This is a genomic window from Paenibacillus sp. MAH-35 (genome assembly GCF_058135425.1).
In genome coordinates, this window is record NZ_JBYUPU010000052.1 from 22394 (window position 1) to 43301 (window position 20908).

Sequence of the window (20908 nt, forward strand, 5' to 3'; positions counted from 1 at the left end):
GGGTCTTTCTGTTCATCCTTTTATCGACCCCAGCATAATCCCTTTGACAAAAAATCGTTGAAGAAACGGGTACACCGACAAAATCGGCAGCATGACGATCATAATCGTCGCGTATTTCAGCTTCTCCGGCATGACGTTCATATTGCCGATCTCGGCGCTGTTGCCCCCCGCCGATATTTGCAGCATATGAGCGCCTTCGATAACCTCCCGCAAAAACAGCATCAACGGCCAGTTTTCCACGCTTCGGATGTAGATGATCGCCGAGAAAAAGCTGTTCCAATAACCGACCGCCGCAAACAGCGTTAATGTGGCGATTATCGGCATGGAGAGCGGAACGACGATTTTGAACAAAATGTAGGGCTCGGACGCTCCGTCCATTTTCGCGGCTTCCTCCAGCTCCTCCGGAATGTTCTGCATGAAATTCACCATCAGGATTAAGCTGAATGCGGAGAATAAGCCGGGAAATACGAGCGCGGCCAACGTGTCCAGCATGCCGAGAGAACGAATCAGGTAAAAGTTCGGAATGAGTCCGCCGTTGAACAGCATCGTGAAGATGACCAGATTGATCAGGATCGCTCTGCCTTTCAGATGCGTTTTGGAGAGCGGATACGCCGTGATTATATACAGAAAGATGCCCAACGCTACGCCGCTGACCGTAACGATCAGCGTATTGAGGTAGCTTCTCGCAAGCACCGGATGAGAAAGAATTTCCTTGTAGGCATCAAACGAGATTTGGCTGGGCCATATGCGCATCGGGTTTTGCAGATAAGCGCTGTGCGAGCTGATCGAAACCGCCGCGACGTTCAGAAGGGGATACAGCATGACCGCGCAAATCAAAGAGACGATGAGATAGATGGCGATGTCAAAAAGCTCGATTTTTTTGTGCATGTTCCTCTTCACCTCCTACCACAGTGACTTTCCGAATAAGCGCGCGATCCGGTTGGCCAAAACGATCATAACCAGCCCGACTACCGATTTGAACAAGCCGACGGCAGCCGTGAAAGAAAGTCTTCCTTCCAATAAGCCGACCCGGTACGTGTAGGTTTCAAACACGTCAGCCACCTCGTAAGTAGCCGGATTATACAGCAGGAAGATCTGCTCGAAGCCGATATCCAATACGCTTCCGACCCGCAGGACCAAAATAATGACGATCGTGGTCGCAATGCTGGGAAGCGAAATGTACCATATTTTCTGCAGCCGGTTGGCCCCGTCTATCGTGGCTGATTCGTAAAGGGACGGGTCCACGGACGTAAGCGCAGCCAAGTAAATGATCGTCCCCCAGCCGAGCTCCTTCCATATTTCCGCGGAAACCAGGATCGTCCGGAAAAACTCGGGCTTCAGCAGAAAATGTATCGGCTCTCCGCCGAAATCGACGATCAGCCGGTTGACCCAGCCGGACGACGGCGACAGCATATTGATAATGATGCCGGATATGACGACCCACGATATGAAGTGCGGCAAATACAGCACCGTTTGGGCGACTCTTTTGAAGAGAAGGTTCCTGATTTCGTTCAGCATAATAGCCAGTACGATCGGTGCCGGAAATCCGAATAAAACTTGATAAAAGCTAATAATTAGCGAATTCCTTAAAATCTTGAAAAAATCGTCCGATTGAAACAGATAGCGGAAATGCTCGAAGCCGACCCAATCGCTTCCCCAGATGCCTTTGGTCAAATTGAAATCCTGGAACGCAATGACAATGCCGAACATCGGGATATATTTGAAAATAAGCAGATAGATAAACCCGGGTAAAAGCAAAACATACAGCCACTTGTTTTTTCGTGCATACAACCAGGCAGGACTGACTTTGCTGTTATTCATCCCATTCTCCTCCCGAAGACGCTTCCGTACGCGGCGTTACTCGCAGACGAGCTCAACCACCCGCGCATGGTCCAAGCCGTTCGTGGCGATAACCTCCAAGCGGAGCTTCTTCAGATTTTTCAGCGTTACGGGCAATTGGATCATTCGTTGGTAGTTGTCCCTGATATGGGCGATTTCCATGCCCCCTCGTTCGTCATAAGCGATCAGCTTAAACTCCTTCAGCGTTTCAGCTTGCGGGCGCCCCCACTGCATATGATTCTGAACCACGTCCAAATGACATAGCATCAATAATCGGTGAAGCCCGGTATCCAGAACGATCGTAATCCGGGAAACTGATACCGGCTCCTCCCACTCCAGCTCCAGCCATGGACGGCCGTCTCCCGGCTCCGACATCCAGCGATGCGTGCCAGCTGACGTCAAGTCGGGTCGTACCCCCTTCTCCCCATGGACCGCACGAGTATGCCCGTCCACAACATCACTACATTTTCCTTGCTTTTGCTCGGACGATGCGGAAATCCGGGCCAGCTTCGCGAGATTTCCTTCCAACTCCATGCCGGGCAAAAAAGCTCCCTGCCGAAGCAATTGCTGCTGAGCCTCCTTCACGACACCGCTTTCGCGCCACGCTCGTTCCAGCGGAAGCCTGTGCTTCACCGCCGTTGCCGCGAACGTTCCGAGCCCTTCTCCCATGACCGCGCATGTCGCCATAACCCGGGTGCTGGAGAATGCGATATGGGTAGCCGATAAATTGCGTCCGGCGAACATCAGATTCGATACGTTCCTGCTTATCATTGAGCGGAGCGGAATGCCGTACAGATAAGGCGTAAACGGCTGATTGCACGGCTTCTCGTCTTTCGCATCGATGCCTTGGGGAGGATGGGTATCCATCGACCAGCCGCCGTAAGCGATTACATCATCGAAGTCGATAGCCTGCTGAATATCGTTTTGGGTCAGCACGTGCAAGCCGATAAATCGTCTGGACTCTCTTTTTCCCGGAAGAAAGCCGAACCAATCCAGCGCCCAGTTTACGGAATCGGGGTGATTGCCGCTATTTTTGATGTGATCCCATACCCCCAGCATGATCGCAAGCAGCTCGTCGCGGATCTGCTCGTTATCCTTGATCGTATCCAGCGTTCCGCCGAATTCCACCCACCAATACCCGAACTCCCAGGAATCGTGGCTTCTGAACTTCAGATCTTCTTCCGTAAACTTGCGGGCCCATTCCGGCGCGGTAAAAGGCATCGGACGCCCCATATCCTTCGATGTGAACAAAAGCGAAGATCCGAGACGGTAAGCGTCTCTGTTCAAGCTCGCGCCGGACTCGTTATATTCCTCTACCGCTTCACGGCCCGTCGTAAAATCGGCCCCGGCTTCAAACCCGAGCCGGCCGTCGCCCGTGCAGTCCACGAAAATATCAGCGTGAATCGTGAAGCTCTCCTCCGTGCTTTCTCTCACCGCGAAAGCCGAATGAATACGGGAGCCTTCGACTTCGGCGCCGACAACCGCCGTGTTCAGCATCAGGGTCAGATTCGGTTCGGCACGGCATTTCTCATATAAAATCAAGTCCAGCATACTCGCGCTTCGCTGCGGATTTCGGACTGCGCATTCCAGCATGATTTCTTCGATAATGCCGGTTTCTCTGCGCTCCGTCTCCAATTCCTTGCCGATCGTGGATGCACCGGATACATTCATACGAATTTCCGACGATGCATTTCCGCCGAGAACCGAACGGTCCTGGCATACAATCACCCGGGCTCCGTTACGCGCCGCGGCAATAGCAGCCGCCACCCCCGTCATCCCTCCGCCGGCGATCAAAATGTCTGTACTTAACAGTTTCGTATCTGGCTTCCCCATGCTGCATTGACTCCTTTGTTTTCTATGATATCTTTAATTACATATTAAGATCTTTCGTTGACTAATTGGAATTCATAGAATTACCTCTTCATATCCAAAATTACAAAACACTCGAACGAGGTGAAGAGAATTGTACGCAGGCTTGCCCGATATTTTTTACCATGTGTATTGGAGCAAAAAAGAACAGTTTCTATACGAGACGGATACGTATGTCACTTGGGTTTTGTTTGGAGTAGAGGAAGGCATGTTCGAATACCGGATCGGAGAAGATTACGGTGTGGCCGAATTCGGCGATGTGGTCGTGTGCCCGCCCCAGGTCGCCTTTTACCGAAACGTGTTGACACCCTTGAGCTTCAGCTTCCACTCCATTACGTTCACATTGCCGGACGGCGAACCTCAACAGCTCATGCCTCTTCTGGCCCAGCGGAAAATCCGGCTGCCGCAATTCCGGCGGTTGTCCGAAAACTACAGCAGCTTAAGACAGGCGGATCAGCAGCTTCCCTTCAACCCGGAAAATCAAATGCCGAAGCAGCACTATTTATCGGACATCTGGCTGATGATTACCCAGCAGGCGTTGGAATCCCCCGACTCCGTCTCTTCATTGAACGAAGACGAGTTCATTCGCGATGTCGCCGTTTATTTCAAGGACCATGCGCATGAATCAATCGAAGTCCGGGATGTCGCCGTTTTGTTCGGATTGACGCCTGTGCAGCTGATTCGGAAATTCAAAAGCGCCTACGGCGTAAACCCTTTGCAATACTTAACCTCGATTCGGGTAAAGATGGCCTGCAGACTGCTGCTCGTTACGGAATGGACGCTGGATGTCATAGCGGGGAAATGCGGATATGAGAACGGCTTTTATCTCAGCCGGGTATTCCGCAAAACGATGGGCGTAAGCCCTTCCGAGTTCCGCAAGCAAAACCGGTATTAGGCTGCGGACGGCCGTTTCTTGTGAACCTATTTTCTGACCAACTAAAAAAGAAGCCTGAACTGCAGGCTTCTTCCGGCTTACTTCAATATCAGATTCGTCAGCATCTCCATCTGATGCTCGATCGCGATCGGATCGTCGAAAAACAGACCGTAGTACGGCACCTTGTGCATCCGGTTATTTTTAACCGCGTCCAGGCTTTTCCAGATCGCTCGCGAAAATGCCTGTCCATATAATACTTGACGAGCGACACCACATCCGGACGAAGAATTTGAACCTCGCCTGATTCCAACTCCTCATAGATCTCGTAGATCAACTGGTAAAAGGTCGTCTTGCCGTAGAAGCGTTCCCGCTATGCCGTTATTCCGATGACGCGCTCCAAGCTCCCCTGAGTCGGGATCGGTTTAAACCAGGCTATCCTTGTCCTGCTGTCGGCCGTTTACAGGAAGCCAGCCCGTCACCAGAGCGCCTCCCTCCGGATGGTTGCTTACGGCAAGGCCGCCTCCATGACGCTTCATGATCGTATGCGAGATTGCAAGCCCTAATCCGCTCCCCCCGGTAGAACGATTTCTGGACGTCTCCCCCCGGAACAGAGGTTCAAACGCACGCTGCAGTTCTTCGGATGAGAAGCCCGGCCCCGTATCGCGGATCGTAAACTTCACCTGGTCATTCTCCGTGTAACCTTGCACGACGATTTCGCCAAACTCGGGGGTGTGCCTGACGGCATTACCGAGCAGGTTGTTGAGGGAACGCTCCAATAAGTGCAAGTCGCCGCTGAGCAAGCAGCCGTCAGTGGTTCGGTCCAAGATCGAGATCTGTTTGGTCCGGGCGAGCGGACCTATATTGTCGACCGATTGGCGGATGACATGGGTAAAATCAACCAGTGTGCAGTGAAGCTTCATCTCCGGATACTCCAGCTTGGTAAAGGTAAACAAATCTTCGACCAGCCGATCGAGCTGTGCCGACTTTTCTTTGCAAACCGCCACATATTTCGCCGCTTTCTCCGGAGACTGCGCGACCCCTTGCTCCAGACCTTCCAGATAACCGCGCAAGGCGAACAGCGGGGTTCGCAAATCGTGCGCGACAGCGGCGATCACAAACCGGCGTCCCTCTTCCAGCTCCGTTTGTTTTTGGAAAGCTTGGCGCAGCCCGCTTACCATCCGTTCGAAGCCGTCGCGCACTTCAGCTATTTCGGTTATTGCGGAGCGGGGCAGCTTCGCCTCCCAATCGCCTGCCGTGATTTGCCGGGCTGCCAAGCTTATCGTCTCCAGAGGTTTCAGCACTATTTGGCGCATGCCCATGCCGATGATTAGGAAAGCCAGCAACAGTCCGGCTGCCATCGCAATGACCGGAACCGTGCTCGACTTAGGCAAGGACACGACGGCCTTGCCGCGCAGTTGCCCATCTTCGATGAAGGTGAACCGTTCGGCTGACGATAAGCCGCTGCGGCGCTCCGGGCCGGACCGGAACATCACCTCCCCGGATGCGGAGACAAGCTCCGCCTCCAGCTTCGCCTGCTGCAAGCGGACAAGCAGCCGGCTTTGCCACGCCTGATCTTCCCATTGGTTCATCCCGGACTCGAGAAACATAACGATCCCGTTCAACTGTGCCTGCACCTTCTCCTCCTGCAGGCGGTTTTTTCCGAGACTGAACGTTTTGTTCTCCATGAAGTGGAGCGCCACATAGAAGATCCACGGCAGCAGCATCATGATGATCAGGCACAGCAAGGATACGGTACGTATACGAACGGTTCTCATGTTGAGCCTCCCTCGAAACGGTACCCGACTCCCCATACGTTGACTATAAATTGCGGATGATTCGGATCGGATTCGATTTTTTCGCGAAGCCGGCCGAGATGCACGCGGATCGTATGCCGGTCGCCCACCCCGTCCCAAAACTTTGCCAAAATCTGTTCATACGTAAAAACATGTCTCGGGTGTTCGACGAATAATCGCAGCAACTCATACTCTTTCGGCGTGAGCATGACGTTTCTCCCATCCACGCTCACTTCTCTGGACGACACGTTCAGCTGAAGACGGCCAAAATCCATTATTTTTTGCCCCATTCGCTGCGGGGCGGCGGAACGCCGCAACACCGCTTTGACTCTGGCTATAATTTCGCCCGGTGAAGCGGTTTTGACGATATAATCGTCGCCGCCAAGCGTCAGCCCGCGAATTTTGTCCACATCGTCGCTGCGCGCGCTCAAGAACAAGATCGGAACGCTGCTCTCCGCCCGAATCCGGCGGCACAGCTCAAATCCGTTCTGTCCCGGCATCATAATGTCCAGAACGATGCCATGTACCGGGTTGTTCTGGAACGCGGACCAAGCCTGCTCGGCGTCACAGGCAGTAATTACGTGAAAATTTTCGTATTCCAGGAAGTCTCTCAACAGGTCGGCAATACTCGGATCATCGTCTACAACCAGTATCGTATTGGGTTCGCTCATCGTATCCCACCTTTGCATACCAGTTTATCATGTTTCCCGGAACAAACCGACGCAGCCGTCTAATTTGTTACGATTCGTTATCGTTTTGTGACCTTTTTGCAGCTTTGTTTGGTATATTCGTTTGCTACAATGCTTGTTGCGGACATGGAACGGTCCCTGCCGCAGCCAACGGATCGTTGGTAGAAGGCGTTTGGGCCGATAATCGAGAAGGATGTGAGGAATTTGACGGTAAACGTCCAAATTGTGCTTTTTGACGGGTTTGATCTTCTGGATGTCGTTGCGCCCTACGAAGTTTTTTGCGCCGCCGCCATGTATGCGGAACACGCTCATGCGCCTCGCGTACAGTTGGTCACGGCCGAAGGCCCCAGACCGGTACGCAGCGGCGTCAAAGGGATAACTATGGAAGCAAGCGGCAGGCTGAATCCGGAATGTGCGGGAATCATTCTCGTGCCGGGCGCGTCGGGCGACGTCGAAGGAGAAGGCGATAATTCGGTCCCGGCGATACTGGGGCGGGCGCTGAATACGGAATTGACCGGTCTGGTCGGGCAGGCGCTCGGGCGCCAGGACATCGTAATCGCCACCGTATGCGGCGGCTCCCTGCTGCTAGCTATGGGAGGATTGCTGGAAGGCAGACCGGCGGTAACCCATCATCTGGGCATGACTGCTCTTGGAGTAACCGGGGCGATTCCGGTCGCGGCACGCGTTGTGGACGACGGCAACCTGGTTACTAGCGGCGGCGTCACTTCGGGGCTTGATTTAGCGCTGCATCTGGTGGAACGTGAGCTGGGTCCGCGGATCGCACATGCGGTCGAACAACTGTTTGAATTTGAGCGGAGAGGAACGGTATGGAGAGCCGCAGGAATGGCACCCGTCATTACGCCGTTACCGACGGAAAATTCGGGCGTCGCGGTCGGCATCACGCCTATCCCTTCTGAAACGGACGGCACACCCGGTCCCGACGGTTCGCATTCCTCCGCGTTCGAGGGGACTTGGGATACGACTATCGCGACGCCAGTCGGGAATATGCAGGCCCGGCTCTTCATCTCGACAAAGGATGGCGCGATCGAGGCTAACGCGACTCAAGGGAACGAGACGATACCGTTTATGAATCCAGCAATCATGGACGGCCGCCTTACCTGGCAGCTGCGAATTACCAAACCGCTTCGCTTGAATTTGAAATTCGAAGTATCCGTCGACGGAGACCGCATGACCGGAACGGCCAAAGCCGGCATGCTTCCGGCATCGAAAGTAACGGGCAAGCGGGTGGTCTGAACCCGAATGTTAGCCGGATGCTCATTCCGGAACCTGAATATGGAGCCAAGGAGGCTGACATCGCTTGAACAAACAGAACCGGTGGTTCGTCCTGTTAGCTGTGATCGGCATTGGATTTATTCTGTACGCCTTGATATACAACTATATGATCGATCCGCGGGCCGAGCAGTTTCTAAGTTATAAAACCGGGCTTAAGCGTGAGCTGCATCTCCCGGTCTGGTTAAACGTGATGTACGTTCATGTCGCATTTGCCTGCATCGCCATGGCGTCCGGGCTGCTTAACTTCTCGAATCGATTGCTGGAAAAGAAACGCAACCTCCACCGTATGAACGGCTACGTGTACGTCCTGTCCGTATTTCTCGTCGTGCTGACTTCCGGATATATGGCGCCTTACGCCACCGGCGGAAAATTAAGCAGTATGGGGTTTAACGCGCTCAATATCATTTGGCCGCTGATCACCATTACGGCGCTCGTTCACATCCGGAAGAAACGGATCGTCCGACACCGGAACTGGATGATCCGAAGCTACGCCTTTTGCTTTACGAACCTGGCAATCCATCTCCTTACGTTCGTAGGTCAACAAGGCTTCGGTCTCGATTACGTTACCAGCTATACGTGTGGCGTATACGGCTCGATTGTGCTGCTGCTGCTAATTCCGGAGCTCATCATCCGGGCCGGCTCCGCTCCCAAAGATGCGCAAAGACGCTTTCGGAATCTCTGAAAGCGTCTTGCCGACTGCAGGAATCGGTCTGATTCCCGATCCTCACGGGAACATGCCAAAAATCATTTGCGTTTTTTGAGGCCCTGCTTCAACCGATGTTCTTTGAGAAGAAGAACCTCAGCCTCCACGTGGCCGTGGAATTTGAGGTTCTTTCGTGTTGTTGATATTGGGGCGGCCCCTCTCCTGCGAACGCTTATGGGACAGCCCCGCTGCTATGTTGATCTTACTCGCCCCGTTAAAACTGAAGCCTTATCCCGGAGTGTTTAATGCGACCGTCCATGCAGCTCGTTCAGCAGCTCCAGGGCGGCGCCGACGAACAAACCTCCCGCCTCTTCGGCGAATTTCGTTCCTGTGGGCTCATAGCCGCCCCGATCGTAAGCCTCCGGCGTGCAAACATAACCGTTGCCCGAGCCGTTGGACAATTCGTTGATGATCGTATACGGATACGGGGACTTCTCCTTAATTTCCAGCCCAAATTCGACGAATATTTCGGCCGGCAGCGCCACGACCGCGAGATCGCCGATCGCAGCGACCTGAATTTCATAATCCCGGGAGCCGAGCGGCTGCCGGATCGACTCCAATCGCTGCTCGGCCCGAGCTTTTTCCATCGCTTGTCTGCCGCTCAGCTCGTCGTCCGGCACGTCCCGCAGAGCTGCCAACGTGCTGTGCGCCCACTCGACCTCATGCTCTCTCAGCGCCCGCTCGCATACGCTTACAAACCGGCTGGCGGCGGATAGGACAACCTCGCTCGAATCGGAACTCGTCTTGTCCCGCACCTTGGCGATTTCCCTGCCAAGGATGTTCCCCATCCGAACCCGATGGGGGATTATCTTGGGGTCGTGGCGGCCCAACACGTCGATATGGTTAATATTGCCGCACGCCCCTTGGAAAAACAGACTGACGACCGACTCACCGTAAAGTTGCTTGATCGTCCGACTGATGAACGCCGGGTAATCGCCGCTGTACTCCGTCCCTCCCACGCAATCGGTATGCACCGCGTAGTTGCTGACGATGCCAAGCGGCTCTCCCTGTGCGTTATCGATGCGGACGACGAGCACCTCCGGATCGATCGGGCCTTCCGGCCTGTCGATATTCGGGTTCAGAACGCCCGGATTCGTCAGGAGCCCACCGTTCTTCATAAAGAAGCGGCGGTTGAAGGCAACGCTGTCCTCGTTCCCCCGGCCGCAGCCGATTTTCGCTTCTTCCCGTTTGCCGTAAGCCAGAATCGCCGCATCCGCCGATTTCTCCTCCAGCGTCGGGTAGTAGGCCAGCGCCGCTTCATCCAGCGGGCGCGGCGGGCCTGTGTGCGTATGCGTGCAGGAGACCATCACCTGCTCGGCCGGAATCCCGGTATAGGCATGTACCCGGTTGCGGATGCGATCCGACGAATCCAGCTCGAGCGACAGAATGTCGATAACGATAAAAGCAAGAACAGCTTCCCCCGACTCGATCACCATCGCTTTGGCGAACAGTTCGTCCTTGACCCCCGTCGCATGCCGTGATTTGGGACCGTAACCCGGTATTTGCATCCCGAGCGGTGGCGTCACATTCACTTCGGCCAGTCCGATCTTCATGACAACCTCTCCTATTAGATATCGATTTCTCTCAACTGACAAATGAATCCATTAAATTATCGCACACCGCCCGGTCTGCAATCAATCGGTAATCTTGAAAAAATGGAACTTTAAGCAACGGTCAGCACGGATTGGCCGAATCGAACCGGATCATCCATTTGCAATTGCCTATGCTGAGTCTAAACGGATCTATACCGTTACCTACGACTGAACGATATGAAGATTAATGCAAACCAAGGGAACCTGATGATTGTGCAGGAAATTTACATAGGGACCTTTTTCGAACACCTGGAATCCACCCTGGCCTTGATCTTGTTAGTTGTCATTTTTATTAAGCTGAGCGTGACCTACTATTGTGCGGTCTCCGGACTTTGTCAATTGTTTCGGGTGAATAATCGGACATGGATTGCCCTTTCTCTAATTTTATTAATTTCCGGCCTCTCTCTGGGGTTCGACAACGTTCTGGAAAATATCACCTTAACAAAAGATATTATTTTGAATACATGCTGCTATTCTCTGTTGTGTTCCCTGTACTCCTTCTTATCTTAACTAGGATTCATCCAACCAAAGGAAAACATAAGGCGGGTTCTTCATCATGATAGGGTTCATTGTTTTCGCAGTAGCAGCTTTGAGCGTCAGTATCGTCGTGATGATTCAAATGAAAGAAAGTTTTAGGGAGTTGCCCGTTGCTGCACTTATTCCCGGTTTTTTTTAATAAATTTTAAAGATCATCCATTTTAATCCTTCCGTGCTTCTTGATTGTTGATACTATTAATCGAAAACAGTCGTTCAAAAAAACGTTTATATATTTCAATTACTTCGGAACAAAAGTCTTTTTTTAAGAAGATGAATTCCGGTTCAAATTCAAAATCGCTCATTGATTGAAGAGTTGCTCCTGATTGTTGAAGCAATTCGTTTATCAGATCCATTTTATTATGCGTGATTGAAGGATAGCGCTTTGAAATCAAAAGTAGATTTTCCCGATCTTCACTAATGTTCCCTTGGTGGTGGACAATACAATTCCTAATTTTATTCAGGTCACTAATTTGATGCCACAATCTTTCATCCTCCGGAAATTTAAAGCCAGCTTGTTTCATATATCTACACGCTCTTGTAAGTGTATCTTTTCCGCTACGAAAAGGATTTTGCAACTTCATTTCTATGTTAATCCTATTGCATAGTTCATAAAGAAGCACTTCCAACGTGCTGCTTATTGTAATAAATAGTGAATTTCTATAAATATGAGGGTAATGATTTAAAGTATCGACATTAGTAATCTCTGTATGGATAACCTCTTGCTCTTCCCCATTATGAAAAGCGATTGCTTCAGTTGTCTTTACCTTTTCTAAATCATAGAGAAACTTTTCCGTTGTAATAATGTAGTTTTGATGATTCCCAAATAAATAATGGACTTTCGACAAGTATCCCGGTTTATCTTGAATCATTGATACGTAGTTCCCCCCACTTCCTAATGAAAGTATTATTTTATCCAATGGATTTGTCTTATCATTTATCTTGTTTCGACTTTACCTTCACCGTAAAAATACTGAGAACAATCGTAAGTAACACGTATGTCCAGAACCCATGAATCTCAAAACCGCTAAGGTATTTATCAAGCAGCCAGAGTTTTATTGGCGTCAGCACTATTGAGGCGAGAATTAATGCCGGTGTTGTTAAGCAGCCAACCCCCACTACTATCAGCATCACTGACAATGCCATGGCCAAACTGAACAAAAAACGAATCACAAACATTAGAACAGATGCAATTACTAAAGTCTTAATATCCGCAATGGATAGATACTCATTAAAATACTGATTGCCTACCCAGAACACAATAAGTGTAACAAGTAAATTTAGAATATTCCTCATGAATTCCTCCCAATAAAGCTACCTTTTCATTGCGTATTCCTCTACAACCTTCAAATCCTTGTCTTCCATAATCCATCGTCACCCTTGGTGATGGAATAGATATCTCCAAGCGCCCAATGCCAGTTGTTCATTGTCCTTTGGCTCTTTCCCTAATATCTTACTTTATGACATCGTTGGTGTCTCCCTATGAATGAAATCTCCAGCCTGATTTAATGAGCGATTATAATCCTCGACCTGGCCTCCCCATATCGTAAACCTGTTTCCATATGGATCATAAAAATCAAAGAATTTCCCTACAGCGCCCTCATCCCTGAAATTTTGCACACATACCCCCTTTTGCTGTAACGACACAAAAGCTTGTTCAATATCTTTTGTTAAATTTCCTATAAGGTTCCTAGTTTACGCATTTCAATTATTTTACAATAGAAACACGATTTAATATACCGATAAATTACCGATCATTCCAAGATGAGGTCCATTCCTTAGGCAACATACGCACCCGTTCCTGCCCTGCGATCACGGATTAACCTGGACGCCGCTTCGGCCGAAAAAACCAAAAGAAACGACAGGGTCGGATAAGTAACACTCATCCAACTCTGCCGTTGCTCCCGGCACGACGTGCCAGTCTACGTGAACTAGCTCCCGAATGAACTTAAAATTGGCCGTTCAAACGCTCACTCATCCGCCGGTTCCATTCCCTGCGCTGCAAGGCGGATTCGAGAAACTGGCACTCGTCGGGCCGGATCCCCCAAGTTTCCCGCCGATTGCCGGTTTTCTCGTCGACGACCTCATCCCGGCACAGCAAGCCGTAAGCGAAGGCATCCAGCCCGAACCGGCGAAACGCTTCTTCGATATCCTGGGCGATGAGCCCGATATGCAGCCGTGCCCCGTCTCCCTTCTTCGCCACCGCGTCCTTGAAACGAAACATCCGGTACTGCACGCTGGCCCACGCATCGAGCACGGCGCCCGGGATCGGCTGGATATCCTGCTTTTCGTGCCGATCCGACGTGTTAATAACGCCGCTTGCAGCGTACACGTCCGCCCAGCGGGCGTAGGACGCACCGAGGTGAACGTCCGCATCGCTCGCCGGCGCGTGGAATTTGTCCGTGCCCGACAGCATCGTGCGGGTTACCGGCACGCCGTCCACCCACAATTTGGTTTCGCGCACCCCGCCCGTGGAGAGAAACTCGATCACATTTTCCGACCACGACGAACCTTTGCGGTATTTGCCCCCATACCCTGCGCTCGTGTGTCCGTTCGCAATATACGGCGTTTCCAGCCAATGGCGCGTGGGCGTTTGCACATCGCCCTTCCCTGTCCAGCGGATCGAGTTGCTCGGGTTAAGCGCGTTTACCATCTCCGCCGTTCCCCGGGCTGTCAACGAGTTCGTTTCCAGCACTTTGGCCGTCCAGTTCGGGTTGTGCACAGTCCCCAGCGAGCGCAAAATGTTATTATCGTCGATGATCGCAATCGTTGAATGAATGTAGGTGCCGATGAAGGTGCACAACGACCGGCCGGACAGCCCGTTCAGGTGGATTACCGGACGCTGCCGTCCGGCTTCCTGCACGCATTCGAAACGTCCGTTGATAAACGTGACGCCCTCCACGTGGCCCCCTTCGGCCTTGAACATTTCGAAATCCCCTTGAAGCGGCGCCGCCCGTTCCTGGAATATGCAATTGATGAATACGTTCCCGTATGCTTTCGGCGTGCTGTTGCGGTACATGTACAAGCAATGAACGTTGCCGCGATAACGGCAGCTGATCCACGTGTTCTCATTAAAGGCTACCTGCTTCGCCCCGGGCACGGGGTTGACCCCCAGCAGCAGACCTTTTTTGATGGCATAACATTCCACCATCTCAAACTTGTTGTTGTTCGATTCATGGCCGTGGGTCACGGAGTTGTATACTCTGTGTCCGCCGTTAAACCTCCGGGTCCGGATGCGCTGAAAATCCCCGGAATACACGCACGTATCCAGCGGCCAATACCAGTTGTTCTGCTCGCCCGGGATCAGAATGAAATTGCCGCCGCATTGCCCCAATCCGTCGAACACGACAGCCGCACGGTTGTTTTCACCGACAGGTCCGCCGTTGATCCGCAGACCGGATACGTTCTGCTCGTTGGGGGAGTAGATGTAGGGATCGGCGCCCGTCCCGAACAAGCCGGAGCTCTGCACCGCGAACAGCAGCGGCTCGTTCAGCGTGACTGTCACGATGCGCGCCGGCAAGTACAAGTACCGGTTAGGCTCCGCCTCCGCCACCCGCTTGGCTGCCAGCAGCCCGGCCGTCTCGTCGCCGTTGTCCCCCACTACGCCGAACCACTCTGCATACACGCCGCGCCCGTCGAAGGGACGTACCCAGCAGCCGAGCCCGTTCGGATCGGTTTCCCCGGCTCCGTTTAAGTAATCCGCGAGTGTCGCCTGCTGACCGTCCCAAGGGACCGTCCAGCTGATGACCGTTCCGCCGTCATGCTTCGACTTGGGACGTGAGGCATCGAAGTAGAAGAGACCGCCGCCGACCTCCTTATCCGGATGATAAGCGATGACATGCGCCTGCCGCCCGTCGTACTCTCCTTCGAAGCCCGCCAGCTCGGCTACGGAACCGAGCGCCTTCACGTTACGGAACGGCATCCCGGGGCCGTCCATCCACCCATAAACCGCCGTACTGACCGACCTGCCGTCTGCTACCCCATATGCGCCGGTTGCCGCCCATGCAGCTCCGGTCATGCCTACGGCGGCCAGCAGCTTTCTTCTGCTGATCTTCGGGGATGGGGAATGCTCCTTCTCTTCTTGCGGCCCCTGCGATGCGCCTTTTTCTTCCTCCGACAATGGGATCACCTGCTTTCTTTTAGGTTCAAGAGGTAACCGTTTTCATCGTTCCAACTGCCGACTGCCTTTATTGCTTCGCTGCCTTCATCTCGGCTGCCGCCTTGTTGAGCTCGTCGTTTGCCATCCGCATGGCCGTATTCATATCGACTTTCCCTGTAAAATACGCCTCCAGATGTTTGGTGACGATCACTCTTCCCTTCTCGTCATAGATCGTCTTCTCGTGGGGATCGGCGGACCGGACGGCCAACAGCGCGGCGATATCCACCCCTTTGCTGAGCGGGCTCTCGGCATACAACCGTTTATGGATATCCGGGTTCACAAGCGCTGACATATTGCCTTTCTCGGAGTAAACCTTCTGCATCTCATCCGTCAGCAGATAGGCCATCACCTCAAACGCCTGATCCGGATGCTTGCTGCCGTGCGGGATCACGAAGCCGTCGGAGAAAAGCCCGGGGCCGGTGCCCGGTTTGTCCTTGAACGTCGGGTAGCTGACGACGCCCCATTGGAACCCTTCGCTCGCGGCCTTCGCCAAATCGAGATTGTTAAGCAGCAGCAGCTGCGGGAACATCGCGAGTGTTTTCGTATCCAAAAACGCCTTGGCGCCGTCACCGAACGTCGCTCCGCTCGGATAGTTGCCGGGAATGCCGTATATATCCTGGAATGTTTGAAACAGTCTCCTCCAGCCGTCATCCGAAGAAACAAGCGCCTTGTCGGTTTGCGGGTCCACATAAGGCAGCGACAGCTGGGACTGCATCCGGTTCAGCGCGGTGCCCGCATTCAAGCCGCGGTAGGCGACGCCGTTTTCGGTGCGTGTCACCTTGCGCGCCAGCTCGATGACTTCGTCCCAGGTCATGCCGTTTCGTGGGTACTCGGCTCCGAACTTGTCGAAGATGCTTTTGTTGTAATGAAGGCCGAAGGCATAGGTGCGGAACGGCAGATAGACCAGTTCCCCTTTATCCGTATACGAGCGGATGCTTTTGACCACCTGCGGGTCAAGCCGCTTCAGATCGAATTGATGCTTGTGGACGAGCGGCTCCAGATTGCTGGGCACGTTCAGATCGGTCAACTGCTGAAGATTGGTCAGTCCGAGCCATACCAGGTCGGGAATGTCGCCCGCAGCGATCAGGTTTGCCATCGTCACCTGCTTGTCGGCGTCCACCTTGCGGAGCGTGACGTTCGGGTACTTTTTCTTGATCGGTTCCTGCATATAGTCGATAAAATCTTGATCCCGCAGTATGCCATGCGCGAACAAAGTCAAGGTGACCGGCTCGCCTCCCGCAAGCGATCCTGCCGGATTATCCGGCGTCTTGCCTACGTCCGCCTCGCGACCGCAGCCGCTCGCGATCAGCAATCCGCCGACAATCAGCGTCGTGTATAAAAGGCTCTGTCTTCTCGATCTTCCTGAGTCCCCCATGGATGGATTCCCCCTGTCTAATTCCTAATTTCGTCCGGACGCCGATGCGACTGTTTCCCGGAACCGTTTAATACGCAAGATCTCGGAAATTGCGGACCGTATGAAACGTCAGCTTATAAGCGTCATGGGCGGTCACCGAATGCTCGCCTCCGGAGCGGCTGACGATATGCAGATCGTCGCCGTCGATCGCCATGCTGCCGTATTGCCGCGATTCCTTGGCGAAGCTTCCGGCGCACACGAGCCCGGCGAAGCACCAATCGACGCAATTGGTGGAGAAATGCAGCTGCAGCCGGTCGCGCTCGTTATTGGGCAAGCCGTACCGGTCGTCCGGCATCCGCTCCGCCCGGATCATGCTGTCGCGGGCTTGCGAGCTTAACAGCCAGTACAGCCGCGATACGTCATCGTATAAAATATGAAATTTCAATTGCCCGCCGGGGCAAGGGACGAACGCGATACGTTTGCCGGAAGGTACAGTTTCCAGTTGGGTTGCCATCGAGCCGTCTGGCTGTTCCACGACTTTGGCTATCGCGGCATATCCCGTTCCTCCAGTATTCGCGCGCATCCACAAATGAAGCGTTCTTCCGTCCGGATCGTGCCAGTAATGGTTTGGATCGACGAACTGCACAACGTTCGTCTCCAGCCAGCCGGCCGCGTCGGCCTTCCGCTTAGGCGCGATAAGCGCATACCCGTTGGGCGGCGTTTCATAAAACGGTACGCCGAAATAATCCAGCTCTCCACTGTCGATCACATCGCGGAAAGCAACCTCCGAGGCAAACGTCCAGTTGTCCCTGCGCGTCAGATCGGCGGCTTCGCTGCCCCGCATCAGCACGGGAGCGAGCGAGCCGACGCCCCATCCTTTAAAATCGGTGTAGGCCATCCGCTCCATGACCAAGTATACGTTCCCGTTTGCGTAATGGACGTTACTGGGGGCCTGGTGCCACTTCTGTCCTTCCGTAAGCGGATAAGCGTCCGTCCAGGTTTCTCCGTCGTCGTCGGAACGCATCACCATCAAGTCGCGGCAATGCCCCAAGACGTACAGCGAGCTCCCGGCGGCAAACGGCCTGGCGTGAAAAAACGGGTATTCCTTCTTCAGAACGAAGGTTTTGCCGTGGTCGTCGGATACGAACACTTTGCCCATCTTGCTCAAATCTTTCGGTTTCGTATACGTCCAGTCCGCCCAGCGGTTGCCCAAATCCATCGTCACGACAATTCTCCCACTCGCGAGCCGGGTGATGCCGGGGCTGCCCACAAAGGTGGAGGCCGGTTCGGGGGATTCGAATATCGTCAAATGCTCGTTCGCTAAAGGGGTTACTTTGAACATGCGCTCTGCCTCCTATATGAACCAATTAATCGATGAATACTGCGGAATTTCGAATCTCAAACGCCCGGCATTTCGGGAATCTCCGGAGCCACCGAGGCTCCCGTCATCCGCCGGCTGGCGCAGCCGTTCCATAACGGATCGAAATCGGGGCCTTCGGACAAATAATCCAGCCTGCTTCTGAGCCACTGCGGATCGACTTCCTGCGCGGCTATTCCCCGTGAGGCCGCATGACCGGCTGCAATCCCCGCCGCTTCGCCGATCCCGGTCATCGTCGCCATGACGCGGATCGCTGCGGACGCTTCATGTGTCGCCGACAATGCCCGGCAAGGTACGAGCAGGTTCTGGACGCCCTTCGGCACGATCGCCCGGTACGGAACTTCGTAATAATCTCCCTCTGGCACATTGTACCGGTCCGCCACCGCGCCGTAGCCTGTCGAAGATTCGTGGTCGAAGCCCGAGCCGGTCGGCGAATGGATATCGATAAAATAACGGCTGCGCACGATTGCATCGTCAAACTTTCCCGCACCGGTAATGTCCTGCTCCGTCACCGTATACAGCCCTTGAATATGCCGGGTTTCCCGCACGCCCACCTGGCAGGCGACCTTCTCCAAATAAGCGCCGGAGAAGTACGGAACCTCGGCACGCAGCCAATCGGCCAGCAAGAATGCCTGTCTGCGCCCCTCGGTTTCAGAGAAGCTCAAATCTTTGGCGACCAGCCCGTTGACCTTGTTGATCCGGGTCATGTTGAAATGCAACACACCCGGGTGCGGATAATCATAAAAATGAATCCAATTGCGGTACGGATAGTGAAGCCGCCCAGCCCGGATCGCCTCCTGAAAATACGGCTCGACCAGCAGTCTCGCCTTCTTGTGTCCGGTCTCGTTGCGCTCGCGCAGATGCTTGAGCATCAGAGGCTTGTTCACATTCCCCATGCGGAAGCTTACCGTCATCGCCTGCGTCAATTGATCCGCCGGCCGGCCCAGACTCCACTCGCAGCCGGCTAGGCTCGCCAAGTCCGCGTCGCCCGTCGCGTCAATGAACATATCGCCTTCGATAGCCCTCGCGCCGTCTTTTGAAGCGACGCCGATCGATTCGATCCGTCCGTTCCGGCAGACGACATCCGTCACGATCGTATGATACAGCATGTCAACGCCCGCCTCCTGCAACATGCAGTCATAGACCACTTTCAGGCGTTCCTCGTCAAACGCGGAGTGTGTCAGCTCCGAGCCGTAGCCGCCCGCCTCGTGCAGCCCGCGGACAATTTCCTTGAATATGCCGCCGATCAGCGAGCCCATATCGCCCGTTACCGGATGAGGGTATTCATGGCCTGCCCATGGATTCACCAGGGCGCTTGTCGCCATGCCCCCGCAGAAACCGTACCGCTCAACCAGCAGAACGCGCGCTCCCGCACGCCCCGCCGCTATGGCAGCTGCGGCCCCCGACGGGCCTCCTCCGCATACGATGACATCGTAACGCATCGTTCGTCCTCCTTCGTCCCCTTGATTCGTGTTATTTTCGTGATTATGCGACCGCTTACAGACGCATCGTCTCTTTTCATCCCCCGCTCTCCGTCCGCAAATTGAGACAATGAACGGCTAGCGGATAAGCCACCTTCTTAACGTTCTAATTTTTAGAACGTTGTTCTATTATTTAACACCCAAATAGTAGCACAGCGATCGTGGAAATACAATCCCGGATTTCGCACGTTTTTTCACCTGATCGTTGATTGACGCAAACTATTGTCGTATAATGAGGCTGCATCGAATTCTAAATATAAGAACAGAGTTCTAAATAATAGCGGTAACAAAGAATATAGCAAACCTTAAGGTTCGCTGTACCGATTATGGAATGTGGACGGAGTGGAGCTTATGGCGACAGACGATCAGATCAAAACAAAAACGTTATTTAAAGCGTTGCAGGTGCTGGATTGCTTCACCGCGACGACGCCCGAGCTGGGCGTTACGGAGATCAGCGAACGTCTCGGCTTGTACAAAAGCAACGTACATAACATCATGGACACGTTCGTCAAAGCCGGTTATATCAAAAAAAATCCGGATAACGGCAAATACAGGCTTACGCTTAAAGTGCTGCAGCTGGGCCATGTCGTATCGAGCAACATCAGCTTCCGCAAAACGGTTCAGCCCCATATGCAGGAGTTGGCCGACGCTACGGGCGAAACCATTTTTCTGGCGATTCCCGGCGAAGACGCGGAAGTCGTGTACCTCGATTCCTCCTCGCCGAGAAATCTGATGACCGTCAAATCGGTCATGGGCATCAAGGCTCCGCTCTATTGCACCGGAATCGGCAAAGCGATGCTCGCCTATCTCCCCCGCGAGGTCGTGGATACCGTGATCGGTCGGGGACTGGCTTCGATAACGGACAACACCATTACCGATCCCTGTACGCTGCTGGACGAATTGAACACGATCCGCCTTCGCGGCTACGCGATCGACAATATGGAGCACCAATACGGCATCAAATGCGTAGGCATGCCGATCCGCAGCCGCAAGGGCGACGTTGTCGCGGGGCTAAGCATATCCGGTCCTTCGCTGCGCTTCGACGAACAAACCATTGAAGAGCATGTGCGGAGACTCGCAGCGGTTATTGCGGTTTTGGAGATTGATTGAGTGTAAGTGCGTGTGTTGACTGAGAGCGTATCTGTAGTGTTGCGTCAGCGGGTGGGCGTATCAAAAAGCATACTTCGGTGAGCATGTGAGTGTATGCGGCAGCCGTTCGAGCCATAGTAGAGTAAAGGGCTGGGATTACCAGCCCCTCCTCATCAAACCGTACGTGCGGTTTTCCCGCATACGGCTTTCCGATGCTCTTCACCCTGGGCAGTTACGTACTTGCCTGCAAAGTTGCGGATT

17 protein-coding genes are annotated in these 20908 nt (G+C 53.5%); 5 read left to right on the top strand and 12 right to left on the bottom strand.

The window, feature by feature from the left end; genetic code table 11:
* Positions 1-12: 12 nt before the first annotated feature.
* From AC3Y2E_RS30975 to AC3Y2E_RS30985, 3 genes are read right to left on the bottom strand one after another with little or no spacing between them, the layout of a single operon-like run.
* The gene (locus tag AC3Y2E_RS30975) at positions 13-888 is read right to left on the bottom strand and encodes a carbohydrate ABC transporter permease (RefSeq protein WP_379217165.1); all 876 of its coding nucleotides are present in this window, start codon (positions 886-888) and stop codon (positions 13-15) included.
* 15 nt (positions 889-903) lie between these two features.
* Complete coding sequence (locus tag AC3Y2E_RS30980; RefSeq protein ID WP_190930356.1) at positions 904-1821, bottom strand: ABC transporter permease; 918 nt, start codon at positions 1819-1821, stop codon at positions 904-906.
* A 36-nt stretch (positions 1822-1857) separates the two neighbouring features.
* Positions 1858-3672 (bottom strand): FAD-dependent oxidoreductase, encoded by a 1815-nt coding sequence (locus tag AC3Y2E_RS30985; protein ID WP_379217166.1) that lies wholly within the window; start codon positions 3670-3672, stop codon positions 1858-1860.
* Between the two features lie 130 nt (positions 3673-3802).
* On the opposite strand from AC3Y2E_RS30985, the gene AC3Y2E_RS30990 reads away from it, so the two are divergent.
* Positions 3803-4603: an AraC family transcriptional regulator gene (locus AC3Y2E_RS30990; protein WP_379217167.1), complete on the top strand. Its 801-nt coding sequence runs from the start codon at positions 3803-3805 to the stop codon at positions 4601-4603.
* 401 nt (positions 4604-5004) lie between these two features.
* Here the strand turns inward: AC3Y2E_RS30990 and AC3Y2E_RS30995 are convergent, their stop codons facing one another.
* Together AC3Y2E_RS30995 and AC3Y2E_RS31000 are read right to left on the bottom strand one after the other, a co-directional pair.
* Positions 5005-6357, bottom strand: coding sequence for a sensor histidine kinase (locus tag AC3Y2E_RS30995; RefSeq protein ID WP_379217168.1), 1353 nt, complete (start codon positions 6355-6357; stop codon positions 5005-5007).
* Complete coding sequence (locus AC3Y2E_RS31000) at positions 6354-7046, bottom strand: response regulator transcription factor (protein ID WP_379217169.1); 693 nt, start codon at positions 7044-7046, stop codon at positions 6354-6356. Before AC3Y2E_RS31000 ends, AC3Y2E_RS30995 begins: the two co-directional genes overlap by 4 nt.
* Positions 7047-7268: 222 nt before the next feature.
* Here AC3Y2E_RS31000 and AC3Y2E_RS31005 point away from each other — a divergent pair, with 222 nt between their 5' ends.
* Complete coding sequence (locus tag AC3Y2E_RS31005; protein ID WP_379217170.1) at positions 7269-8318, top strand: DJ-1/PfpI family protein; 1050 nt, start codon at positions 7269-7271, stop codon at positions 8316-8318.
* A gap of 64 nt (positions 8319-8382) precedes the next feature.
* Entirely contained in the window at positions 8383-9039 is a 657-nt protein-coding gene (locus AC3Y2E_RS31010; protein ID WP_379217171.1) for a DUF2306 domain-containing protein, read from the top strand.
* A gap of 263 nt (positions 9040-9302) precedes the next feature.
* On the opposite strand, the gene AC3Y2E_RS31015 is transcribed toward AC3Y2E_RS31010, so the two are convergent.
* A complete protein-coding gene (locus AC3Y2E_RS31015; RefSeq protein WP_379217172.1) occupies positions 9303-10613 on the bottom strand; it encodes a neutral/alkaline non-lysosomal ceramidase N-terminal domain-containing protein in 1311 nt (436 codons plus the stop codon).
* A 246-nt stretch (positions 10614-10859) separates the two neighbouring features.
* Between AC3Y2E_RS31015 and AC3Y2E_RS31020 the strand changes: the two genes are divergently transcribed.
* Positions 10860-11162 carry a GerAB/ArcD/ProY family transporter gene (locus AC3Y2E_RS31020; RefSeq protein WP_379217180.1) on the top strand — a complete coding sequence of 101 codons (303 nt, stop codon included), beginning with the start codon at positions 10860-10862 and terminating at the stop codon, positions 11160-11162.
* A 188-nt stretch (positions 11163-11350) separates the two neighbouring features.
* Here the strand turns inward: AC3Y2E_RS31020 and AC3Y2E_RS31025 are convergent, their stop codons facing one another.
* The 6 genes from AC3Y2E_RS31025 to AC3Y2E_RS31050 form a co-directional block, all read right to left on the bottom strand.
* Positions 11351-12058, bottom strand: coding sequence for a hypothetical protein (locus tag AC3Y2E_RS31025; protein WP_379217173.1), 708 nt, complete (start codon positions 12056-12058; stop codon positions 11351-11353).
* Positions 12059-12119: 61 nt separating this feature from the next.
* Positions 12120-12482, bottom strand: a complete 363-nt coding sequence (locus tag AC3Y2E_RS31030; RefSeq protein WP_379217174.1) for a hypothetical protein — start codon at positions 12480-12482, stop codon at positions 12120-12122.
* A 652-nt stretch (positions 12483-13134) separates the two neighbouring features.
* Complete coding sequence (locus AC3Y2E_RS31035; protein WP_379217175.1) at positions 13135-15306, bottom strand: tail fiber domain-containing protein; 2172 nt, start codon at positions 15304-15306, stop codon at positions 13135-13137.
* A gap of 67 nt (positions 15307-15373) precedes the next feature.
* On the bottom strand, positions 15374-16720 hold the full coding sequence (locus tag AC3Y2E_RS31040) for an ABC transporter substrate-binding protein (RefSeq protein WP_379217176.1): 1347 nt from the start codon (positions 16718-16720) through the stop codon (positions 15374-15376).
* Positions 16721-16787: 67 nt separating this feature from the next.
* Positions 16788-18041 (bottom strand): sialidase family protein, encoded by a 1254-nt coding sequence (locus AC3Y2E_RS31045; protein WP_379217177.1) that lies wholly within the window; start codon positions 18039-18041, stop codon positions 16788-16790.
* Positions 18042-18097: 56 nt separating this feature from the next.
* On the bottom strand, positions 18098-19519 hold the full coding sequence (locus AC3Y2E_RS31050; RefSeq protein ID WP_379217178.1) for an FAD-dependent oxidoreductase: 1422 nt from the start codon (positions 19517-19519) through the stop codon (positions 18098-18100).
* A gap of 390 nt (positions 19520-19909) precedes the next feature.
* Between AC3Y2E_RS31050 and AC3Y2E_RS31055 the strand changes: the two genes are divergently transcribed.
* Entirely contained in the window at positions 19910-20668 is a 759-nt protein-coding gene (locus tag AC3Y2E_RS31055; RefSeq protein WP_379217179.1) for an IclR family transcriptional regulator, read from the top strand.
* The last annotated feature ends 240 nt before the right edge of the window (positions 20669-20908 follow it).

What these genes read in the sequence shown, in the direction of transcription:
- AC3Y2E_RS31045 (WP_379217177.1), bottom strand. Translation starts at nt 18,041, where the DNA reads ATGTTCAAAGTAACCCCTTTAGCGAACGAGCATTTGACGATATTCGAA.
- AC3Y2E_RS31055 (WP_379217179.1), top strand. Translation starts at nt 19,910, where the DNA reads ATGGCGACAGACGATCAGATCAAAACAAAAACGTTATTTAAAGCGTTG.
- AC3Y2E_RS30985 (WP_379217166.1), bottom strand. Translation starts at nt 3,672, where the DNA reads ATGGGGAAGCCAGATACGAAACTGTTAAGTACAGACATTTTGATCGCC.
- AC3Y2E_RS31040 (WP_379217176.1), bottom strand. Translation starts at nt 16,720, where the DNA reads ATGGGGGACTCAGGAAGATCGAGAAGACAGAGCCTTTTATACACGACG.
- AC3Y2E_RS30975 (WP_379217165.1), bottom strand. Translation starts at nt 888, where the DNA reads ATGCACAAAAAAATCGAGCTTTTTGACATCGCCATCTATCTCATCGTC.
- AC3Y2E_RS31020 (WP_379217180.1), top strand. Translation starts at nt 10,860, where the DNA reads ATGATTGTGCAGGAAATTTACATAGGGACCTTTTTCGAACACCTGGAA.
- AC3Y2E_RS30995 (WP_379217168.1), bottom strand. Translation starts at nt 6,357, where the DNA reads ATGAGAACCGTTCGTATACGTACCGTATCCTTGCTGTGCCTGATCATC.
- AC3Y2E_RS31000 (WP_379217169.1), bottom strand. Translation starts at nt 7,046, where the DNA reads ATGAGCGAACCCAATACGATACTGGTTGTAGACGATGATCCGAGTATT.
- AC3Y2E_RS31050 (WP_379217178.1), bottom strand. Translation starts at nt 19,519, where the DNA reads ATGCGTTACGATGTCATCGTATGCGGAGGAGGCCCGTCGGGGGCCGCA.
- AC3Y2E_RS31030 (WP_379217174.1), bottom strand. Translation starts at nt 12,482, where the DNA reads ATGAGGAATATTCTAAATTTACTTGTTACACTTATTGTGTTCTGGGTA.
- AC3Y2E_RS31025 (WP_379217173.1), bottom strand. Translation starts at nt 12,058, where the DNA reads ATGATTCAAGATAAACCGGGATACTTGTCGAAAGTCCATTATTTATTT.
- AC3Y2E_RS30980 (WP_190930356.1), bottom strand. Translation starts at nt 1,821, where the DNA reads ATGAATAACAGCAAAGTCAGTCCTGCCTGGTTGTATGCACGAAAAAAC.
- AC3Y2E_RS31015 (WP_379217172.1), bottom strand. Translation starts at nt 10,613, where the DNA reads ATGAAGATCGGACTGGCCGAAGTGAATGTGACGCCACCGCTCGGGATG.